This window comes from Burkholderia sp. IDO3 (assembly GCF_003366075.1).
Classification (GTDB): Bacteria; Pseudomonadota; Gammaproteobacteria; order Burkholderiales; family Burkholderiaceae; genus Burkholderia; species Burkholderia anthina.
The window spans coordinates 1,769,160-1,789,955 of sequence record NZ_CP028963.1; the positions used below are offsets into that span (position 1 = coordinate 1,769,160).

Here is a 20,796-nt window from a genome sequence, read left to right on the forward strand (position 1 = left end):
ATGGTCTAATCGGCCATGCCGAATAGACCCGTCATGTTGAGCGCGGAGGAGTACGAAGCGCTGATTGCCGCGAGCGCCGAACGCGATGCGCTGCGTGGTGAGCTTCGACTCGTGACGGCCCAGCGCGATCTGGCCGAAGAGAAGCTGCGGGCCTACAAGCACGAACTGTTCGGCGCCTCTAGCGAGGCGCGCCATGCCGACCAACTCGGCTTGTTCAACGAAGCTGAAGCATTGGCCACCACTACCAATGCGCCCGCGCGCGAGGACGCGCCCGGCACGTCTGTCGCCGCCCACACGCGAGGCAAGCGCGGACGCAAACCACTCGATCCGAACTTGCCGCGCGAGGTCGTGCGGCACGAACTACCCGAGTCTGAACGATTCTGCGCGCACGACGGCTATGCCCTCGTGGAGATCGGCGTCGAGACGAGCGAACAGCTTGACGTGATCCCCGAGCAGGTCCGCGTCGTTCAGCACCAGCGTGTCAAGTACGCGTGCCCGTGCTGTGATCTCGGCATCAAGGTCACGCCGGCGCCAGCGCGTATCATCCCGCGCGGGTTGCTCACGGAATCCGCGCTAGCGTGGATCATCACTGGCAAGTACCAGTATGGTATGCCACTGTATCGCCAAACCTCGCTGCTGCGTCGCTTCGGCGGCGACATCTCGTCGAACACGCTGGCCGCCAGCGTGGTGCGGGTGGGACTGGCCACGCAGCCGGTGATCAACCTGATGCGCGACGCGCTGCTCGAATCGGACCTGATCTACGGCGACGAGACAACGTTCCAAGTGCTGAAGGAGCCAGGACGCAGGCCGCAGGCGAAGAGTTACCTGTGGGCGCAGGTCAACGGCTCGGGGCCGCCAGTACGGATGTTCTCGTACTCGCCGGGGCGCGGCGCCCAGCACGCGCAGAAGCTCTATGCTGGCGTGCACCCTGGCACCGTGCTGATGACTGATGGGTACGAGCTCTACAACGGAATCGCCCACGATCACCAGCTCGTGCATCTCGGATGCTGGGCACACGTGCGCCGCGGCTTCATCAAGGCCGAGGAGTCGGTGCCGAAGGCTGCACGCTCGCCGGATCTGCTGGCCACGCGCTTCGTCGTGCTGATCGGCAAGCTGTTCGCGGCCGAGGCGCGCAGCGCGAAGTGGAAACCCGAATGTCGGCGGCGACTGCGTGCGCGATACAGCACCCGCGTGCTCGGCATCATCGAGCGCATGCTGGTCGAGCATCTACCGGGCGTCGTGCCGTCGAGTCTGCTCGGCAAGGCATTGCAGTATCTAAGCGGACAGTGGCCCAAACTGGTTCGCTACGTCGAAAACGGTACCTGGCCGATCTCGAACAACCTGTGCGAGAACGCGATCCGACCGTTCGTCGTCGGACGCAAGGGCTGGCTGTTCTCCGATACGGTAGCCGGCGCACAGGCCAGCGCCAATCTCTACTCACTGGTCGAGACCTGCAAGGCGAATGGCATCGACCCATACCGCTATCTCGTCTGGCTGTTTGCTAATCTGCCGCACGCTTCAACCGCTGACAGCTACGCGGCCCTGCTGCCTTGGGCGTCACCATACAATAACCAACCGACTGGCGAGCCACCGAGTACGAGCCCTTAGCAGTGAACGATGGTCACGCGAGGCCAGCGATTGCGATACTGCTTCTCTTGTACCCGCTGCCGATACGTCGCGACACTGACTCGCTCGGGATTCCGACGAACCACCATGGCGAACAAATCATCCAGCCCATACGGTGCAAGAACCTTGATCGTGTCATCAGGAAGTAGAGTCTACCCGACTGCGGTTGCATACTCTGGCCACGACGCGACGGCGGCCTCCAGCGACTTCAATGGTGGCACGGCGTAACCAAAAGCCGCCTCGAACCAGGTATGAACGGCGGCTTGATTGGTGACCTCCCATGGCAATTGGGGGTGCATCCTGCTTAGATGAGACTGAAACGTTGCGTCGCGCTCTGCAGAAAGATCAGCGCCATCAAAGTACGCAACATCGACGTCACGCAATGCTGACGATGTCTCCAATCCATGCAAAGAGTCCCAGACGAGGTTCCGTACGGCACCAGCACCAATGCACCAGGAGGGTAGATTCAGGGACCGGACTGCAACCAGTGCAGGCCAAAACCATGAAGACTCTCGCGCAAGGGCAACGAGGTGTGCTTCGAAATCAGTTGATGGCATGGGCGAAGAGTCCGCTGGGTAGAGGCGACGATCTGCCGCTGAGCAAACTCGCCGCTCACGGCAAGTCGATCTTAACCGAGTGTGACGCAGATGGAGGAGAGAGGCGTCCTTTACCGACCGCTTACGGAAGAGCTGCGCGCGGTCTATCTGGTTGCCGACGATCCGGGCACGCAGTTTCGCGTCGAATGGCATCGCGCGGACGGCAAGCTCGGTCGCCAGGAAGGCGGCCCGCTCGCGACCGTTGCATTCCTGACCGACGTCGAAATTCCGTGGAGCGACGACGACGAGTAAGGTCGTCGCCACGTCGTACCGAGCCGGCGTCATGCGCGCCGGCCGTCAGCGCATCATCCGCCGCCGGAACAGCCACGCGGAGACCACGAATCCGCCCACCGCGTAGCCGGCGAGCACCGCGACGTGCAGGCCGATGTCGGTCGCCGGCCGGCCGAGCATCGCGGGCCGGATCAGCTCGACCGCGTTTGCGAGCGGCAGCGCATGCGCCGCGTGCTGCGCGACCGGCGGCAACTGCGTGATCGGGAAGAACACGCCCGACAGCAGCAGCATCGGCGTCAGTACGAGCGTCTGATAGAACATGAAGAAATCGTAGGACGGCGCGAGCGCCGTGACGATCATCGCGGTGCTCGCGAAAGCGAGGCCGGCGAGCACGATCACGGGCAGCGCCGCGAGCATCGACGGAAACTGCGCATAACCGAGCAGCCCCGCGACGATCATGATCGCGACGCCCGACAGCATCGCCTTGCTCGCGCCCCAGACGATTTCGCCGAGCACGATGTCGCCCAGCGCGAGCGGCGTGTGCATGATCGCTTCCCATGTGCGCTGCACGTGCATCCGCGAGAAGCCCGAATACATCGACTCGAAGCTCGCCGACATCATCACGCTCGACCCGACCGTGCCGGCCGCGAGGAACGCGATATACGACACGCCGTCGACATGGCCGAGCATCAGGCCGAGCCCGAACCCCAGCCCGAACAGGTAGATCATCGGATCGGCGAGATTGCCGAACATCGACGCCAGCGCCAGCTTGCGCCACACGAGATAGTTGCGCCGCCACACGGCGATCCAGTTGGTCGCGTTCGCGGGCAGCGCGATCGCGAAGCGCGACTCGCGCGGTGGTGCGGACGGCGCGGCGGCGGAATAGTTGCGTACGTCCATGATCGATCAGTCCTGCATTTCGCGGCCCGTGAGCCGCAGGAACACGTCTTCCAGATTGGCCGGACGATGCAGATAGCGCAACCCCGGGCGACCCTTGAGTCGCGCGCTGAGCGGTTCCGGGTCGGTCACGTAGCAGAACAGCGTCTCGCCGCTGATCTCGGTGTGCTTCGCGAACGGCGCCAGCTCGTCGCGCAGCGCGACCGGATCCGGCCCGTAGATCTCGATCACGTCGCAGCCGATTTCCGACTCGATCAGCACGTGCGGCGCGCCTTCGGCGATCTTGCGGCCTTCCTCGATCACGCACAGCCGGTCGCACAGGCGCTCGGCTTCCTCCATGAAGTGCGTGGTGATCAGGATCGTCTTGCCGCGCGCAAGCAGCGAGCGCAGCCGCTCCCACATCAGGTGCCGCGCCTGCGGATCGAGGCCGGTGGTCGGCTCGTCGAGCACCAGCACGTCGGGATCGTTGACGAGCGCGCGGGCGAGCGTCAGGCGGCGTTTCATCCCGCCCGACAGTTCGCCGACCTTCGCATCGGCCTTGTTTTCCAGCTTCGCGAATTCGAGCAGCGGCTGTACGAGCGCGCGCGCGGCCTGTGCCGACATCCCGAAATAGCGGCTGAACACGAGCAGGTTTTCGCGAACCGTGAAGTCGGGGTCGAGATTGTCGAACTGCGGAACGACCCCGACGCGGTGGCGCGCATGCCGCGCCCGCGACGGAACCGGTTCGCCGCACAGCGAAATGGTGCCTGCATCGGGATAGGCGAGGCCGAGCAGCATCTTCAGCGTCGTGGTCTTGCCGGCGCCGTTCGGCCCGAGCAGGCCGTAGCATTCGCCAGCCTCGACGTGAAAGGACAGGTCGTTGACGACGAGCTTGTCGCCATAGCGTTTTTCGACGTTCCGGAAATCGATCGGTGCAACGGACATGGGCAATTTTGTCGTTGTAAGCGGCTGCGGTGCGTGTCGCTGCCGGCCGGTGCGCGGCCGGCATGCGAACGGACCGGGCGAATGCGTGTCACACGAGCATGACCGAAGCGAACGCGTGCCGGCGGCACGAACGGGCCATTCTAGTGCATCGGCTGCGTCTCTTCAGGGCATGCCGCGCGCGGCACGGCGATTGCATGCACGGATCTTGCGCTGCATCATCGCCGACCCGCCATGCGGGGCGAATCAGCGTTTTCCATCCCTTGCGTCCGGAATTGCGGCGCACCATGATGAATGCATCGGTACGTATTCGCGATAGGGGGGCTTCATGGCTTGCTACAACAAGATTCTGCTGTGCTACGACGGCACGCTCGAAGGGCGCAAGGCATTGCGATGCGGCGCCAATCTCGCGCTGGACCTGAAGGCGGAAACGCATTTGCTGTCGGTCGTCGACATGCGCTCGAGCATCGCCCAGAGCGCGGGTCTGCTGACCGACGTCGCATGCGGCCGTTTCGAGGAAACGGCACGCGAGATTCTGCAGGAAGGCGTGAACTGGCTGCGCGAGCGCGGCGTTCAGGCCGAAGGCCATTTCGCGTTCGGTTATCCGATCGACGAAATCGCGAATCTCGCAACGGAATTGCAGGCGGACCTCGTCGTTGTCGGCCACCGGTGCCGCAGCGGGTTGTCGAGATGGTGGATGGGGTCGGGCAACACGCAACTGCTCGATCGCGTGAACTGCAGCATTCTGGTGGCGTGTTCGTCGGCCGAAGAGCAAAAGGCCGAGATTGCGCGCGAGCGCGAAGCGGCGACCACGAATGGCAAGTGACGCAATGACGGCGTGACCGGCTGACTCGCCCTGCGATTCACGTCGGTCACGCGCTGTGCCGTATCGGCGGCATGCACATCGATTGCGATCGATTACGCGTGCAGGTCGATCGCGGACAGCTTCCACGAGAACAGACCGAAGCGGTGAAAGATCGCCGCATAGCGCGTGCCATCGCCGCTGCGTTGATAGGTCACGACAAATTCATCGATATTCCGGTAGCCGGCGCGCGTTTGCTGCGGATGGCCTGTATCGCTCGCGCTGGCCGGTGCGGGCGACGGTGCTGGTGCTGGTGCAGCGGGGGGAGCGGCGTTGCTGCCGGACGCGGGCGCGCTCGCCGGCGCGGCGGGTTCATTACCTGCAGTCGTGCCCGGAGGCGGACCAGACCATTCAGGCGGGCGTTCGCCCGGATTGCCGCGCGGGGGTATGCCGCTCATCAACGCCGCCACGCCTTCAGGTGTCGCATACGCATCGACCAGCGGGCCGATCAATGCCGACCCGATCAATGCGCCGATCACCGCGAACGGATTGTTCTTCTTGACCGAGTCGATCCGGCGCATCAACTCTTCCGTGACCTGCTGCTTCAGGCTGATGCGCAGCGACGGGAAATCGACATACTCACTGACCGCCTGCGCATCGCGCGCATCGATCGCCGATTTCAGGCGACCGAGCGCGACGTACGGCGATGCGTACGCGTAGCCGATCGCCGCAATGACGACAACGGCCAGCGCGACGATCAGCAGGGGTTTGAGCCGCGACGTGCGGCCCGACGATTCAATCACGATGCCTCCGGTGCGGACAGGTTCCGCAATCAGAGACCGCCTTGCTGGGCCGATCGTTCCTCTGCGATGCAGCGATCGATCATCCGGCACACGGCGTCGATCGTGCCGACCATGATCAGCCGCGACCGGCCGTGATACACGCGCACGGGTGCGCGGCGCGCCGGCTCGGCGTGATTCAGGCCGGCGTTCAGCGATACCCGCGCGAACGCGGGCAGCGCTGACGGCAGCAGCGACGCCTGCCGTTCAACTGCGACTTCTTGGCTCGCCACGGGCGCTGCAGCGGACAGCGGCGCACAAGGCGTGCGGCCGCGCAGGTGACGCAGGCGACCGAATTGACGGAAAGGCAGCAGACGGGCAAGGCGTTCCATGATGTTCTCCTCAGCGAGACCGATTGTCAGAGTTCGCCCGAGCGGATCAGCCCGACGGCGATGCCTTCCAGCGCAAACTCCGCGCTGCCGGCCTTGACGAAGATGTTTTCGTAATCCGGGTTCTCCGCGATCAGCTCGAGGCCGCCGGGCCGGCGCATCAAACGCTTGACCGTGACGTCGTCGCCCAGACGCGCAACGATGATCTGGCCGTCCTTCGCCTCGGTGCGCTTCTGCACCGCGAGCAAATCGCCGTCGAGAATGCCGGCGTCGCGCATCGACAGGCCGCGCACCTTCAGCAGGTAGTCCGGCTTGCTGGTGAACAGCGCGGGATCGCACGCGTAATGCTGCGAGATATGTTCCTGCGCGAGGATCGGGCTACCGGCCGCGACGCGGCCGACGAGCGGCAGCGACAGTTGCATCAGGCCGGCATGCGGCAGCGTGAACTGGTGCGGGGAATCGTCGAGGCCGAGCAGGCGGATGCCGCGCGAGGCGCCGGCGGCCAGCTCGATCACGCCCTTGCGCGCCAGCGCACGCAGGTGTTCCTCGGCCGCATTCGGCGAGCTGAAACCCAGCTCGGCCGCGATCTCGGCGCGCGTGGGCGGGAATCCGGAGCGCTCGATCGCGCGGCGGATCAAGTCGAACACTTGCTGCTGACGGGCAGTGAGTTTGGTCATGGCTGAACTGTATGGATAGACAGTGAGCTGTATTTTTATACAGTACTTCGCGAATTTCAAGTGTTACTTGAGGTTCGACGCGATCACGCCGATTCCGGCGCGATGTCGCGACGCCCGGACGCCGGTTCGTCTGCCGCAACCGTCCGTCCAGTATGCGTTAGCACTTTTGAGTATTAAAAAATGAAGAACGATTATTTTTAATCATGTAACCCGTTCGCTAGACTGGCTCGACATCGCAATACCGACAACACTGGAGAACCAAGGATGGCGAAGCGCAATACGGGGCTGGTGGGCGGAGTGGGCCGCCTGATCGCAACACTCGCGCTGGGCGCGGCGGCGGCGCTGGGCGTCGCGACGCATGCCCAGGCCGATACGACGTTCCTGAACGTGTCGTACGACCCGACGCGCGAGCTGTATCAGGACTTCAACCAGGCGTTCGGCAAGGAGTGGAAGGCGAAGACGGGCGAGACGGTCAACTTCAAGCAGTCGCACGGCGGCTCGGGCGCGCAGGCGCGCTCGGTGCTCGACGGCCTGCAGGCCGACGTCGTCACGTTGGCGCTCGCGTACGACATCGACGCGCTCGCGAACAAGGGACTCATCAACAAGGACTGGCAAAAGCGCCTGCCGGACAACGCGTCGCCGTACACGTCGACGATCGTGTTCCTGGTGCGCAAGGGCAATCCGAAGGGGATCAAGGACTGGGACGACCTGACCAAGCCGGGCATCTCGATCGTCACGCCGAACCCGAAGACGTCGGGCGGCGCACGCTGGAACTACCTCGCCGCGTGGGCATATGCCGTGCACAAGCCGGGCGGCAACGAGCAGACGGCGAAGGAATTCGTGACGAAGCTGTACAAGAACGCCGGCGTGCTCGATTCGGGCGCGCGGGGCGCGACGACGAGCTTCGTGCAGCGCGGGATCGGCGACGTGCTGATCGCGTGGGAGAACGAGGCGTTCCTGTCGATCAAGGAATTCGGCACCGACAAGTTCGAGATCGTCGTGCCGTCGGTGAGCATCCTGGCCGAGCCGCCCGTCGCGGTGGTGGACAAGGTGGTCGACAAGAAGGGCACGCGCAAGCTGGCCGAGGCCTACCTGAACTTCCTGTACAGCCCGCAGGGCCAGGAGATCGCGGCACGCAACTACTACCGTCCGCGCTCGAAGAGCGTGCCGGCGGAGCTGACCAAGCAGTTCCCGAAGCTGAAGCTGTACACGGTCGACGACACGTTCGGCGGCTGGACGAATGCGCAGAAGACGCATTTCGCGGATGGCGGCGTGTTCGATTCGATCTACAAGCCGCAGTAACGCCACGTAACGAACCATAACGACAGCGGCGCGCCACGACAGCGCGCCGCATCTCCGACGGCCTGCCGGCGCGACTCCCCGCGCCGGCAGGCCGTCGGGCCCGTGAGCAGCATCGACCCAGCAAGAGCATCCGATGACGACGTACACCTTTCGCAAGCCGAGCGCGCTGCCCGGTTTCGGCGTGACGCTCGGCATCACGGTGGCCTATTTGAGCCTCGTGGTGCTGATCCCGCTCGCCGCCACGTTCCTGAAGACCGCGACGCTGTCGTGGGACCAGTTCGTCACCGCCGTCACGTCGCCGCGCGTGCTCGCGTCGTACCGGCTGACGTTCACCTCCGCCTTGGGCGGCGCCGTGATCAACGCCGTGTTCGGGTTTCTCGTCGCGTGGGTGCTGGTGCGCTACACGTTCCCGTTCAAGCGCCTCGTCGACGCGATCGTCGACCTGCCGTTCGCGCTGCCGACGTCGGTCGCCGGCATCTCGCTCGCGGCCGTCTATGCGACCAACGGCTGGGTCGGCCAGTATCTCGCGCCGTTCGGCATCAAGATCGCGTTCACGCCGGTCGGCGTGCTGGTCGCGCTGACCTTCATCGGGCTGCCGTTCGTCGTGCGCACCGTGCAGCCGGTGCTCGAGGATTTCGAGCGCGAGCAGGAAGAGGCCGCCGCATGCCTCGGCGCATCGCGCTGGCTCACGTTCCGTCGCGTCGTGCTGCCGGCCGTGCTGCCCGCGCTGCTCACCGGCTTCGCGCTCGCGTTCGCGCGCGCGCTCGGCGAATACGGATCGGTGATCTTCATCGCCGGCAACGTGCCGATGAAATCCGAGATCACGTCGCTGCTCATCATCACGAAGCTCGAGCAGTACGACTACGCGGGCGCCACCGCGCTGGCGGTCGTGATGCTGGTCGTGTCGTTCCTGATGCTGTTGTTGATCAACACGCTGCAGTGGTATCTGCAGCGCAGGACGAGCAAGGGGGCGAGCGGCCCCGCACCGGCGACCGTCGCCGTTGCCGCAGCAGGAGGCCAGCAATGAGCCAGGAGTCCACCGCCGTGCTGAACAATCCGTCCACCGCGCGCGCGCGCGCCGCGAAACAGCTCGATCCCGTCGGCGAGTCGCGCGCCGTGCGCTGGCTGCTGATCGGCGTCGCGCTGGCGTTCCTCGCGTTCTTCCTCGTCGTGCCGCTCGCCGCGGTGTTCTTCGAGGCGCTGCGCAAGGGCGTCGGCTTCTATTTCGAATCGCTCGCCGATCCGGATGCGTGGTCGGCGATCAAGCTGACGCTGACCGTCGCGGTGATCGCGGTGCCGCTGAACCTCGTGTTCGGCGTGTGCGCATCGTGGGCGATCGCGAAATTCGAATTCCGCGGCAAGGCGCTGCTCACCACGCTGATCGACCTGCCGTTCTCGGTGTCGCCGGTGATCTCGGGCCTCGTGTACGTGCTGCTGTTCGGCGCGCAGGGCTGGCTCGGCCCGTGGCTGCAGGATCACGACGTACAGATCATCTTCGCGGTGCCGGGCATCGTGCTCGCGACGATCTTCGTCACGTTCCCGTTCGTCGCGCGCGAGCTGATTCCGCTGATGCAGGCGCAGGGCACCGACGAGGAAGAGGCCGCGCGCGTGCTCGGTGCGTCGGGCTGGCAGATCTTCCGCCGCGTGACGCTGCCGAACGTGAAGTGGGGCCTGCTGTACGGCGTGATCCTGTGCAACGCGCGCGCAATGGGCGAGTTCGGCGCGGTGTCGGTCGTGTCCGGCCACATCCGCGGCGTGACCGACACGATGCCGCTGCATGTCGAGATCCTGTACAACGAATACAACTTCGCGGCGGCGTTCGCGGTGGCGTCGGTGCTGGCGCTGCTCGCGCTCGTCACGCTCGCGCTGAAACTGCTCGCCGAACGTCACCTCGCCGCCGAACTGGCCAGCGCACGCGATGACGTTCCCGCTCATGCCGGCCCCGTCGCCGCCATTTCGTCGAAATCGTAAAGAGGCAACCAGAATGGGTATCACCGTCCGTCACCTTCAAAAGCGCTTCGGCGATTTCACCGCACTCGACAACGTGTCGCTCGACTTTCCGCCGGGCGAGCTCGTCGCCCTGCTCGGGCCGTCCGGCTGCGGCAAGACCACGCTGCTGCGCGTGATCGCGGGCCTCGAGCACGCGGACGCTGGCCAGGTGGTGCTGCAGGGGCTCGACGTCGCGTCGGTCGGCGCGCGCGATCGCCAGGTCGGCTTCGTGTTCCAGCACTACGCGCTGTTCCGCCACATGACGGTATTCGAGAACGTCGCGTTCGGGCTGCGCGTGAAGCCGCGTCGCGAGCGGCCGTCGGAAGCCGTGATCCGCGACAAGGTGCATGAACTGCTGAAGCTCGTGCAGCTCGACTGGCTCGCGCAGCGCTATCCGTCCGAACTGTCGGGCGGCCAGCGGCAGCGGATCGCGCTGGCGCGCGCGCTCGCGGTCGAGCCGAAAGTGCTGCTGCTCGACGAGCCGTTCGGCGCGCTCGACGCGAAGGTGCGCAAGGAATTGCGCAGCTGGCTGCGGCGCCTGCACGACGACCTGCACATCTCGACGATCTTCGTCACGCACGACCAGGAGGAAGCGCTCGAAGTGGCCGACCGGATCGTCGTGCTGAACCGCGGTCACGTGGAGCAGGTCGGCAGCCCGCAGGACGTCTACGATCATCCGCAAAGCGCGTTCGTCTACGAGTTCCTCGGCGCGGCGAACCGGCTGCCGGGCACGGTCGCCGGGAGCGGCTTCGTCGCCGAAGGCGCGGCGGCGCCGATCGCGGTCGACGCGGATTTCGCGGGCCCCGCGAACGCCTACGTGCGGCCGCACGACCTGCAGCTCTGGCCGGCCGGCGACGGGCATCGCGACGGCATCGCGGTGGACGTGCGCCGCGTGATCCCGCTCGGCGGCTCGGTGCGGGTCGAACTCGAGGCGCGCGCGGGGGGCGCGCTCGAAGCCGAACTCGATCGCGACGCGTGGCGTGCGCTCGCGTTGCAGGTCGGCGACGGCGCGACGGCGGTACCGCGCGCGGTGCGCGTATTTCCCGCACACTGACGCCCGAACCCGGTAAAGAGAAGAGAGCGGACACCGCTCCGAATCGACATTCGAACAACGACAGCCTAAGAGGCATACCCATGAATTTTCAGCAATTGCGTTTCGTGCGCGAAGCCGTGCGTCAGAACATGAACCTGACGGAAGTCGCGAACGTGCTGTATACGTCGCAGTCGGGCGTGTCGAAGCAGATCAAGGATCTCGAGGACGAACTGGGCGTCGACATCTTCATTCGGCGCGGCAAGCGCCTCACCGGGCTCACGGAGCCCGGCAAGGCCGTGCACCAGCTGATCGAGCGGATGCTGCTCGACGCCGAGAACCTGCGCCGCGTCGCGCGTCAGTTCGCGGATCAGGACAGCGGCCACCTCGTCGTCGCGACGACGCACACGCAGGCACGCTACGCATTGCCGAAGGTGATCCGGCAGTTCACCGACGTATTCCCGAAGGTGCATCTCGCGCTGCGCCAGGGCAGCCCGCAGCAGATCGCGCAGATGATCCTGAACGGCGAAGCGGATCTCGGCATCTCGACCGAGGCGCTCGACCGCTATCCGGACATCGTCACGTTCCCGTGCTATTCGTGGCACCACACGGTCGTCGTGCCGAAGGGGCATCCGCTCGTCGGCCGCGAGAACCTGACGCTCGAGGAAATCGCCGAGTATCCGATCATCACGTACGACCAGGATTTCACGGGCCGCTCGCACATCGACCAGGCGTTCACGCAGGCCGGCGCGGTGCCGGATGTGGTGCTGACCGCGATCGACGCGGACGTGATCAAGACCTACGTCGAGCTCGGGATGGGGATCGGCGTCGTCGCGGCCATGGCGTTCGATCCGCAGCGCGACACGGGCCTCGTCGCGCTCGACACGCAGCATCTGTTCGAGGCGAGCACGACGCGCGTCGGGTTGCGCAAGGGTGCGTTCCTGCGTGCGTATGCGTACCGGCTGATCGAGATGTTCGCGCCGCATCTGAACGAAGCGGAAATCGCGGGACTGCTGCGCGAAGCGGTCTGATCGCGCGGGCGATCGTTCGGCGGCGCGGCATGCGCTCGCCGGATGCATTGCACGGGCGCGCCGAACCATCGGTTGCGCCTGTCGTGCAGGGTGCGGCGTGGCGCACGGCAACCGGCGTATGCATTGCCGCCGCCCCGCGACATACCCCGTGGGGCGCTCAGAATAAACCCTTAAATATTGATCAGACGGGTTGCGCGCCGAACCGAAACGGTACAGCATAGCCCTCACTCCGCCGGCGTCCCGCCGGCGGTGGCGCGTCAATGACAGCACGCGTCAGGCAGTCGGCCGTCTGCCTTGCTTCCATTCCGTGGTACCGACAAGCAGCATCGATGGCCAATGTCCGGGAAGTGTGGTGCAAACGTTTGCTCACATTAAAACAACAGCCAAACAACCATCCGGCCCGTCGGGCCAGTCGCCAGGAGATGTGTATGAATGTCCTCTTTCGCCGTCGCTTCCTGACCGCCGCGCTTGCCGCCGTCGCGGTCGCTGCCGCACCGGCCGTTCACGCGCAGTCTGCGGCCAAGCCGAAGGTCGCGCTCGTGATGAAGTCGCTCGCCAACGAGTTCTTCCTCACGATGGAAAACGGCGCGAAGGAATACCAGAAGCACAACGCCAGCCAGTTCGACCTGATCACGAACGGCATCAAGGACGAGACCGACACCGCGAACCAGATCCGCATCGTCGAGCAGATGATCGTGTCGAAGGTCGACGCGATCGTGCTCGCGCCGGCCGATTCGAAGGCGCTCGTGCCGGTCGTGAAGAAGGCGGTCGACGCGGGCATCATCGTCGTGAACATCGACAACCGGCTCGATCCGGACGTGCTGAAGTCGAAGAACCTGAACGTGCCGTTCGTCGGCCCGGACAACCGCAAGGGCGCGCGCAAGATCGGCGACTACCTCGCGAAGCGGCTGAAGGCGGGCGACCAGGTCGGCATCGTCGAGGGCGTGTCGACGACGACCAACGCGCAGCAGCGCACGGCCGGCTTCCAGGACGCGATGAAGGCGGGCGGGATGAAGGTCGTGTCGGTGCAGTCGGGCGAATGGGAAATCGACAAGGGCAACGCGGTTGCGTCCGCGATGCTCAACGAATACCCGAACCTGCGCGCGCTGCTGTGCGGCAACGACAACATGGCGATCGGCGCCGTGTCGGCCGTGCGCGCGGCAGGCAAACAGGGCAAGGTGTTCGTGGTCGGCTACGACAACATCAACGCGATCAAGCCGATGCTGAAGGACGGCCGCGTGCTCGCGACCGCCGACCAGTATGCGGCGAAGCAGGCGGTGTTCGGCATCGATACGGCGCTCAAGGCGATCGCCGAGCATCGCAAGCAGGCCGACTTGTCCGGCGTGGTCGAGACGCCGGTGGATCTCGTGACGAAGTAACGCCGCTGCCGGTCGCGGCCGCCGCCCTCAAGAATCCGGGCCGGCGGCCGTTATCCGGAGTGAGCGCGATCACGGCCACTGCATGCACATGCACTTGTGAGCGTCATACCCGCGCGCCGCGTGCGCGCGGCCGCAACCAGGATCGCGATGGAACCGACCTTCCAACCCTCCCGTTCAGCCGTTCCCGTGCTGTCCGTCTCCGGTGTGGGCAAAACCTACGCCGAACCCGTGCTCGCCGACGTCACGCTGACGCTCGCGTCGGGCGAAGCGCTCGCGCTGACGGGCGAGAACGGCGCCGGCAAGAGCACGCTGTCGAAGATCATCGGCGGCCTCGTCGATCCGACGGCCGGCACGATGCAGCTCGGCGGCCAGGCCTATGCGCCGGCGAGCCGCACGCAGGCCGAGGCGCTCGGCGTGCGCATGGTGATGCAGGAGCTGAACCTGCTGCCGACGCTGACGGTCGCCGAAAACCTGTTCCTGAACCGTTTGCCGCGCCGCTTCGGCATCATCGACCGCGCGCGGCTGCGCGAGGACGCGCGCGCCGCGATGGCGCAGGTCGGCCTCGACGCGGTCGACCCCGATACGCCGGTGGGCGCGCTCGGCATCGGCCACCAGCAGATGGTCGAGATCGCGCGCAACCTGATCGGCGACTGTCGCGTGCTGATCCTCGACGAGCCGACCGCGATGCTGACCGCGCGCGAGGTCGAGCTGCTGTTCGAGCAAATCGACCGGCTCAAGGCGCGCGGCGTGGCGATCGTCTACATCTCGCATCGCCTCGAGGAGCTCGCGCGCGTGGCCGAGCGCGTCGCGGTGTTGCGCGACGGTCGGCTCGTGCACGTGGGCGACATGGCCGCGACGACATCCGACGGGCTCGTCACGCTGATGGTCGGGCGCGAGATCGGCGAACACATCGATCTCGGCGCACGCCATATCGGCGCGCCGCGACTCGTCGTGTCGGGCATGACGCGCGGCACGGCCGTGCAGGACGTATCGCTCGAGGTGCGTTCGGGCGAAATCTTCGGGATCTCCGGGCTGATCGGCGCGGGGCGCACCGAATTGCTGCGGCTGATCTACGGCGCGGATACGCCGGACGCCGGGATGATCGCGGTCGGCGATCCGCTGAAGCCCGCGCGCATCGGCTCGCCGGTCGACGCGGTGAAGCACGGCATCGCGCTGATCACCGAGGACCGCAAGGGCGAAGGATTGCTGCTGTCGCAGTCGGTCACGTCGAACGTGTCGCTGGGGCAGCTCGACCGGCTCGCGCGCGGCGGCATCGTCGATACGGCGCGCGAGACGGCGCTCGCCGAGCAGCAGATCGACGCACTGCGGATCCGCACGCACGGCGCCGCGCAGGCGGTCGGCGAGCTGTCGGGCGGCAACCAGCAGAAAGTCGTGATCGGCCGCTGGCTCGCGCGCGACATGGGCGTGCTGCTGTTCGACGAACCCACGCGCGGCATCGACGTCGGCGCCAAATTCGAGATCTATACGCTGATGGGCGCGCTCGCGCGCGAGGGCCGCGCGCTGGTGGTCGTCTCGAGCGACCTGCGCGAGCTGATGCTGATCTGCGACCGGATCGGCGTGATGTCGGCCGGCCGCATGACCGCCGTGTTCGAGCGCGGCAACTGGACCCAGGATGCGCTGCTGGCCGCGGCGTTCGCCGGCTTCGGCCGCGAAGCGCTGCCGGACGGCGCGCGGCAGCCGGATGCGCAGGCCGCGCCGCGCGCGGCTTCCGGCACACCGAGCGGCACTTCGACGACAGGACGACATCAATGACCCAGCCTCCCGTATCCCCGACCGACGCAGGCGCCCGGCAGACCGTGACGGGGCGTCGTGCCCGCGCGCTGTCCGGCACGCGGCTCGGTTTGTCGAACTATCTCGGACTCGCCGGCGCGCTCGCCGCGATGATCGCGCTGTTCTCGACGCTGAGCTCGCATTTCCTGACCTACGATACGTTCAGTACGATCGCGAACCAGATTCCCGATCTCGTCGTGATGTCGGTCGGGATGACCTTCGTGCTGATCATCGCCGGGATCGACCTGTCGGTCGGCTCGGTGCTCGCGCTGGCCGCGTCGATGGTCAGCGTGGCCGCATTGAAGTGGCAATGGGGGCCGCTGCCGGCGGCGCTGGCCGGGATCGTGATCGCGACCGTCACCGGCGCGCTGACGGGCGCGATCACGGTCGGCTGGCGGATTCCGTCGTTCATCGTGTCGCTCGGCGTGCTGGAGGCGGCGCGCGGCGTCGCATACCAGCTGACGAATTCGCGCACCGCGTACATCGGCGACGCGTTCGATTTCCTGTCGAATCCGATCGCGCTCGGCATCTCGCCGGCGTTCCTGATCGCCGTCGCGGTGATGATCGCGGCACAGTTCGTGCTTGCACGTACGGTGTTCGGGCGTTACCTGGTCGGGATCGGCACGAACGAGGAAGCGGTAAGACTTGCCGGGGTTAACCCGCGGCCGTATAAAATCCTCGTATTCGCATTGATGGGCGCGCTCGCGGGACTCGCGTCGCTGTTCCAGATTTCGCGGCTCGAGGCCGCCGACCCGAATGCGGGCGTCGGCCTCGAGCTGCAGGTGATCGCGGCCGTCGTGATCGGCGGCACGAGCCTGATGGGCGGGCGCGGCTCGGTGATCAGCACGTTTTTCGGCGTGTTGATCATCTCCGTGCTGGCCGCCGGGCTGGCGCAGATCGGCGCGAACGAGCCGACCAAACGCATCATCACCGGGGCGGTGATCGTGGTGGCGGTCGTGCTCGATACGTATCGCAGCCGGCGCACGCGCGCGCGGTAGAACTACACAGAAGGCAGACCAGAGAGAAACGGGAAATGGCGACGATCAAGGATGTGGCGGCCATGGCGGGCGTGTCGTTTACGACCGTCTCGCACGTGGTGAACAATTCGCGGCCGGTGTCCGCGGATGTGCGTGCGAAGGTCGAGGGCGCAATCCGCGAGCTGAACTACGTGCCATCGGCGGTGGCGCGCTCGCTGAAGGCGCGCTCGACGGCGACCATCGGCCTCGTCGTGCCGAACAGCACGAATCCGTATTTTGCGGAGCTTGCGCGCGGCATCGAGGATCAGTGCGCGGCCAACGGCTATTGCGTGTTCTTCTGCAATTCGGACGACGATCCCGTCAAGCAGCGCAACTATCTGCGCGTGCTGCAGGAAAAGCGCATCGACGGGCTGATCGTCGCGTCGGCGGGCGAGGACGCGGTGCTGGCGCAGACGCTCGCGGACGCGCATGCGCCGCTCGTCGTCGTCGACCGCAACATCGAGGGGCTCGCGGCCGATCTCGTGCAGATCGACCACGAACGCGGCGCCTACCTGGCGACGCGCCACCTGCTCGAACTCGGGCACGCGAAGATCGGCTGCATCACGGGGCCGACGGACACGGCCGTCAGCGCGATGCGCGTGCACGGCTTCATCCGCGCGATGGCCGAGCGCGGGATCGACATCGTGCCGGGCGCGATCGCGGAAAGCGATTTCTCGTGTCTCGGCGGCTATCACGCGGCGTCGCGGCTGTTCGAGTCGGTGCATCCGAGCGCGATTTTCGCGGGCAACGACCTGATGGGCGTCGGCGCGCTGCGCGCGGCGGCCGAGCGCGGCATGCGCGTGCCGGACGATTGCTCGATCATCGGCTTCGACGACATCGAATTCTCGCGTTACACGTATCCGGCGCTGTCGACGGTCGGCCAGTCGGTGCGCGCGCTTGGCGAAATGGCCGCGCAGACGCTGATCGAGCGGATCGGCGGCGGCTCGACGTCCGCGCCGAGCCGTCGTCGCGTCGTGTCGCCGCGCCTCGTGCTGCGCGAATCCACGTCGGTCTACCGCGAGCCGGTCGTGCCCGGCACTCCCGCATGACGGCGCGCGCGGCGGCGGCCGGCCGCGTGACGGTGGTCGGCAGCCTGAACATGGATCTCGTCGTGCGCGCGCCGCGGCTGCCGCTGCCGGGCGAAACGCTGGCCGGTCATGCGTATGCGCAGGCGGCGGGCGGTAAGGGCGGCAACCAGGCCGTCGCGGCCGCGCGGCTCGGCGCAACGATCGCGATGATCGGCTGCGTCGGCGCGGATGCGCACGGCACGGCGTTGCGGGCCGGCCTCGAAGCGGAGGGCATCGACTGCACGCGGCTCGGGACCAGTGCGACGGCGTCGACCGGCGTCGCGCTGATCGTCGTCGACGACGCGAGCCAGAATACGATCGTGATCGTCGCGGGCGGCAACGGTGAAGTCACGCCCGATACGGTCGCACGGCACGAAGCCGCACTGGCTGCGACCGACGTGCTGATCTGCCAGCTCGAGACGCCGCCGGACGCCGTATTCGCGGCGCTGTCGGCCGGGCGGCGGCTCGGCCGCACGGTGGTGCTCAATCCGGCCCCGGCCGTCGCGCCGCTGCCGGACGGCTGGCTGCCGCTCGTCGACTACCTGATCCCGAACGAAGTCGAGGCCGCCGCCTTGACCGGATTGCCGGTGCGCGATCCGGACGACGCGCAAGCCGCGGCGCGCGCGCTGCAGGCGGCCGGTGCGCGCAACGTGCTGATCACGCTCGGCGCGCGCGGCGTGCTGGCGCTGACGGCCGACGGCGCGGCGCGGCATTACCCGGCGCCGGTCGTGCAAGCGGTCGACACGACCGCGGCCGGCGATACCTTCATCGGCGGTTTCGCCGCGCGGCTCGCGGCCGGCGAGGACGTCGATACCGCGATTCGCTTCGCGCAGCGCGCGGCGGCGCTGTCGGTGACCCGCGCGGGTGCGCAGCCATCGATTCCTACCCTCGCCGAACTGGGCGAATAGAACCGGATTGCCCCGATCGCGGCCGGCGCCTGCAGCAGCAGGCGGCCGGCCGTTTCTTTTCTGGCGTCGTCGCGCAAGCCGCGTTGCCATCGCCTTCCTGCTTTCGCGAACCGGCATTGGTTCGCCCCCATTATTCATCAATCTGTAATTAATGAACTGATTGGTGAAAAAGAGCGGTCAATACCATCAAGTTGGGCGGCGCGCGGTCGTAAATGCATCGGGCGAAACACTGTTTCGAAAACGGGCACGGCCCGTCCATGACGACGCAAAACAGGAAGGATGATGGTGTTCACAAACCTGACGATTCGTGCGCGCATTGGTTTGACGATGGCGTTTCTCGCCGTGCTGCTGGGGGTGGTCGGCGTGCTCGGCCTGTACGGGATGGCGCGCTCGAACGACTCGACGCGCGAAATTTTCACGAACCAGATGCCGAGCGCGGTGGATGTTGCCGTCGCGGAAATGTACGCGGCGCGCGAGCGGCTGGCGCTCGACCGCGCGGTGATGCTGGCCGGCACGCCCGACGCGGCGGCGGCGGTCGAGCGCAGCCGCAGCATGCGCACGCAGTCCGACGCATGGTGGCGCAAATATCTCGCGCTGCCGCGCGGGCCGGAAGAGGACGGGCTTGCGCAGGACGTTGCCGCCAAGCGACAGGCGCTGCAGAGCGCGTGCGACGCGTTCGCGGGCATCGTCGGCTCGGACCGGCACGACCGGATCGGCGACGGCGCGAAACAGTTGCAGGTGCGCTACAACGAGCTCGCGGTCGCGAGCGAAGCGCTGCGCGGCTTCCAGTTCCGCGACGCGCAGGCGAGCTTCAATCACGCGGAATCGGTGTACGAGATGCTGCGCGTGCTGTCGATCGTCGTGCTCGTCGCCGGTTTCGGCGCCGCGGTGTTGTCGTGGCTGACGCTCAGCCGCGCGATCGGCCGTCCGCTCGCGGACGCGCTCGCGCAGTTCGACGCGATCGCCGCGGGCGACCTGCGACGCGCGATCGTCGTGCGCCGGCGCGACGAAATGGGCCAGCTGCTCGACGGCCTCGCGAAGATGCAGCACGCGCTCGTCGATACGGTGCGCACCGTACGCGGCGGCAGCGAGTCGATCGCGACCGCGGCGCGGCAGATTGCCGCCGGCAACATCGACCTGTCGTCGCGCACGGAAGAGCAGGCCGCGGCGTTGCAGGAAACCGCATCGAGCATGGAGCAGCTGACCGGCACCGTGAAGCAGAACGCGGACAATGCACGGCAGGCAAGCTCGCTGGCCGCTAACGCATCCGAAATTGCAAACAAGGGTAATACCGTCGTCGGCCAGGTGGTCGGCACGATGGTCGAGATCAACGACAGCTCGGCGAAGATCGCGGACATCATCGCGATCATCGAGGGGATCGCGTTCCAGACCAACATTCTCGCGCTGAACGCGGCCGTCGAAGCCGCCCGCGCCGGCGAGGAAGGGCGCGGTTTCGCGGTGGTCGCCGGCGAAGTGCGCAGCCTCGCGCAGCGGTCGTCGAGCGCGGCCAAGGAGATCAAGGCGCTGATCGATGCATCGGTGGACCGCATCCGCACCGGTTCGACGCTGGTCGACGAAGCGGGGCGCACGATGAGCGACGTGATCGGTGCAGTGCAGCGTGTGACGGACATCATGGGCGAGATCGCGGCAGCATCCGAGGAGCAGAGCGGCGGCATCGACCAGGTCGCGCGTGCGGTCGCGCAGATGGACGAGGTGACGCAACAGAACGCGGCGCTCGTCGAGGAGGCCGCTGCGGCGGCGCAATCGCTCGACGAACAGGCCGCGCGTCTGCGCCAGACGGTTTCGGTGTTCCGGATCGACGACGAAGCGGCACGACCGGCAGCGGTTGTCGCTGCCGCGCGTCAAGCGCCGCGCGCGATGCCTGCCGCGCCGGCAGCCGTGTCGGCTGCGACGTCCGCACCGGCGACGGCACGCGATGGTCGCGATGCACCGGCGAAGCGCACGGCAATTGCTACGTCGGCTCGCCAACCCGTGGCCGCGTCCACGGCGCCCGCGCCGGTCGCAGCCACCGCCGGCGGCGACGACTGGGAGACGTTCTGATTCGCGTGCATCGCGCATCTATCCCCATTTGGTAGCGCACGACGCCCGCGGCATGCGGGCGTCGTCGTTTCGGCGATCGACAGAATGTGACAGCGCACATGAACGATCGTGCATCGTCGCGCGTCGTGTTTTGGCATCCGTGCTACGTACGGGTATCTCCGAAGAATGCGAAAAAAATTTGTAACGGCGCACGTGGCGTGTCGTCGCGCACGATCGCTCGAACGTATAGGGATGAAGGGGTGTGTGAACGAAGAAGTGGAGGAGCAGCGACGACGACCGAAGCGTCCAACGCACGAGACGTTCC

General features: G+C 66.6%; 19 protein-coding genes and 1 pseudogene. 13 read left to right on the forward strand and 7 right to left on the reverse strand.

Annotation, left to right across the window (positions count from 1 at the left end):
• The first annotated feature begins 15 nt into the window (after positions 1 to 15).
• On the forward strand, positions 16 to 1,608 hold the full coding sequence (locus DCN14_RS22875) for an IS66 family transposase (RefSeq protein WP_059888143.1): 1,593 nt from the start codon (positions 16 to 18) through the stop codon (positions 1,606 to 1,608).
• On the opposite strand, the pseudogene DCN14_RS22880 reads toward DCN14_RS22875, so the two are convergent.
• The 3 genes and pseudogenes from DCN14_RS22880 to nodI all read right to left on the reverse strand — a co-directional run bounded on the left by DCN14_RS22880 (position 1,605) and on the right by nodI (position 4,274).
• A pseudogene (locus DCN14_RS22880) lies at positions 1,605 to 2,375 on the reverse strand (nucleotidyltransferase family protein). The gene DCN14_RS22875 and the pseudogene DCN14_RS22880 sit on opposite strands and share 4 nt — an antisense overlap.
• 144 nt (positions 2,376 to 2,519) lie before the next feature.
• The gene (locus DCN14_RS22890) at positions 2,520 to 3,353 is read right to left on the reverse strand and encodes an ABC transporter permease (RefSeq protein WP_096505440.1); all 834 of its coding nucleotides are present in this window, start codon (positions 3,351 to 3,353) and stop codon (positions 2,520 to 2,522) included.
• A gap of 6 nt (positions 3,354 to 3,359) precedes the next feature.
• A complete protein-coding gene (gene nodI, locus DCN14_RS22895) occupies positions 3,360 to 4,274 on the reverse strand; it encodes a nodulation factor ABC transporter ATP-binding protein NodI (protein WP_096505438.1) in 915 nt (304 codons plus the stop codon).
• 325 nt (positions 4,275 to 4,599) lie between these two features.
• Between nodI and DCN14_RS22905 the strand changes: the two genes are divergently transcribed.
• Positions 4,600 to 5,097, forward strand: coding sequence for a universal stress protein (locus DCN14_RS22905; protein WP_096505434.1), 498 nt, complete (start codon positions 4,600 to 4,602; stop codon positions 5,095 to 5,097).
• 92 nt (positions 5,098 to 5,189) lie between these two features.
• Here DCN14_RS22905 and DCN14_RS22910 read toward each other — a convergent pair whose 3' ends face one another.
• Genes DCN14_RS22910 through lexA form a run of 3 tightly spaced genes read right to left on the reverse strand, consistent with a single transcriptional unit; the run spans position 5,190 to position 6,918 of the window.
• Positions 5,190 to 5,876 (reverse strand): DUF2939 domain-containing protein, encoded by a 687-nt coding sequence (locus DCN14_RS22910; RefSeq protein WP_096505432.1) that lies wholly within the window; start codon positions 5,874 to 5,876, stop codon positions 5,190 to 5,192.
• A 29-nt stretch (positions 5,877 to 5,905) separates the two neighbouring features.
• Positions 5,906 to 6,244 carry a hypothetical protein gene (locus tag DCN14_RS22915; protein ID WP_096505430.1) on the reverse strand — a complete coding sequence of 113 codons (339 nt, stop codon included), beginning with the start codon at positions 6,242 to 6,244 and terminating at the stop codon, positions 5,906 to 5,908.
• A 26-nt stretch (positions 6,245 to 6,270) separates the two neighbouring features.
• Positions 6,271 to 6,918, reverse strand: coding sequence for a transcriptional repressor LexA (lexA, locus tag DCN14_RS22920; protein WP_096505428.1), 648 nt, complete (start codon positions 6,916 to 6,918; stop codon positions 6,271 to 6,273).
• Between the two features lie 264 nt (positions 6,919 to 7,182).
• On the opposite strand from lexA, the gene DCN14_RS22930 reads away from it, so the two are divergent.
• From DCN14_RS22930 to rbsK, 10 genes are all read left to right on the forward strand, one after another.
• Positions 7,183 to 8,220 carry a sulfate ABC transporter substrate-binding protein gene (locus DCN14_RS22930; protein WP_096505424.1) on the forward strand — a complete coding sequence of 346 codons (1,038 nt, stop codon included), beginning with the start codon at positions 7,183 to 7,185 and terminating at the stop codon, positions 8,218 to 8,220.
• 133 nt (positions 8,221 to 8,353) lie between these two features.
• Positions 8,354 to 9,247 (forward strand): sulfate ABC transporter permease subunit CysT, encoded by an 894-nt coding sequence (gene cysT, locus DCN14_RS22935; RefSeq protein WP_096505422.1) that lies wholly within the window; start codon positions 8,354 to 8,356, stop codon positions 9,245 to 9,247.
• Positions 9,244 to 10,191, forward strand: a complete 948-nt coding sequence (gene cysW, locus DCN14_RS22940; protein WP_096505420.1) for a sulfate ABC transporter permease subunit CysW — start codon at positions 9,244 to 9,246, stop codon at positions 10,189 to 10,191. Before cysT ends, cysW begins: the two co-directional genes overlap by 4 nt.
• Positions 10,192 to 10,204: 13 nt before the next feature.
• Positions 10,205 to 11,263 (forward strand): sulfate ABC transporter ATP-binding protein, encoded by a 1,059-nt coding sequence (locus DCN14_RS22945; protein WP_096505418.1) that lies wholly within the window; start codon positions 10,205 to 10,207, stop codon positions 11,261 to 11,263.
• An 80-nt stretch (positions 11,264 to 11,343) separates the two neighbouring features.
• Positions 11,344 to 12,270, forward strand: a complete 927-nt coding sequence (locus DCN14_RS22950) for a CysB family HTH-type transcriptional regulator (protein WP_096505416.1) — start codon at positions 11,344 to 11,346, stop codon at positions 12,268 to 12,270.
• A gap of 428 nt (positions 12,271 to 12,698) precedes the next feature.
• Entirely contained in the window at positions 12,699 to 13,649 is a 951-nt protein-coding gene (locus DCN14_RS22955) for a sugar ABC transporter substrate-binding protein (protein ID WP_096505414.1), read from the forward strand.
• Between the two features lie 147 nt (positions 13,650 to 13,796).
• The gene (locus DCN14_RS22960; RefSeq protein ID WP_096505412.1) at positions 13,797 to 15,422 is read left to right on the forward strand and encodes a sugar ABC transporter ATP-binding protein; all 1,626 of its coding nucleotides are present in this window, start codon (positions 13,797 to 13,799) and stop codon (positions 15,420 to 15,422) included.
• A complete protein-coding gene (locus tag DCN14_RS22965) occupies positions 15,419 to 16,438 on the forward strand; it encodes an ABC transporter permease (RefSeq protein WP_096505410.1) in 1,020 nt (339 codons plus the stop codon). The genes DCN14_RS22960 and DCN14_RS22965 overlap by 4 nt, the downstream gene beginning before the upstream one ends.
• A 35-nt stretch (positions 16,439 to 16,473) precedes the next feature.
• Complete coding sequence (locus tag DCN14_RS22970) at positions 16,474 to 17,505, forward strand: LacI family DNA-binding transcriptional regulator (RefSeq protein WP_096505408.1); 1,032 nt, start codon at positions 16,474 to 16,476, stop codon at positions 17,503 to 17,505.
• Entirely contained in the window at positions 17,502 to 18,431 is a 930-nt protein-coding gene (gene rbsK / locus DCN14_RS22975; RefSeq protein ID WP_096505406.1) for a ribokinase, read from the forward strand. The genes DCN14_RS22970 and rbsK overlap by 4 nt, the downstream gene beginning before the upstream one ends.
• 137 nt (positions 18,432 to 18,568) lie before the next feature.
• On the opposite strand, the gene DCN14_RS38080 is transcribed toward rbsK, so the two are convergent.
• Complete coding sequence (locus tag DCN14_RS38080; RefSeq protein WP_162826235.1) at positions 18,569 to 18,724, reverse strand: hypothetical protein; 156 nt, start codon at positions 18,722 to 18,724, stop codon at positions 18,569 to 18,571.
• Here DCN14_RS38080 and DCN14_RS22980 point away from each other — a divergent pair.
• Complete coding sequence (locus tag DCN14_RS22980) at positions 18,714 to 20,492, forward strand: methyl-accepting chemotaxis protein (RefSeq protein WP_096505404.1); 1,779 nt, start codon at positions 18,714 to 18,716, stop codon at positions 20,490 to 20,492. The two genes, DCN14_RS38080 and DCN14_RS22980, sit on opposite strands and share 11 nt — an antisense overlap.
• The last annotated feature ends 304 nt before the right edge of the window (positions 20,493 to 20,796 follow it).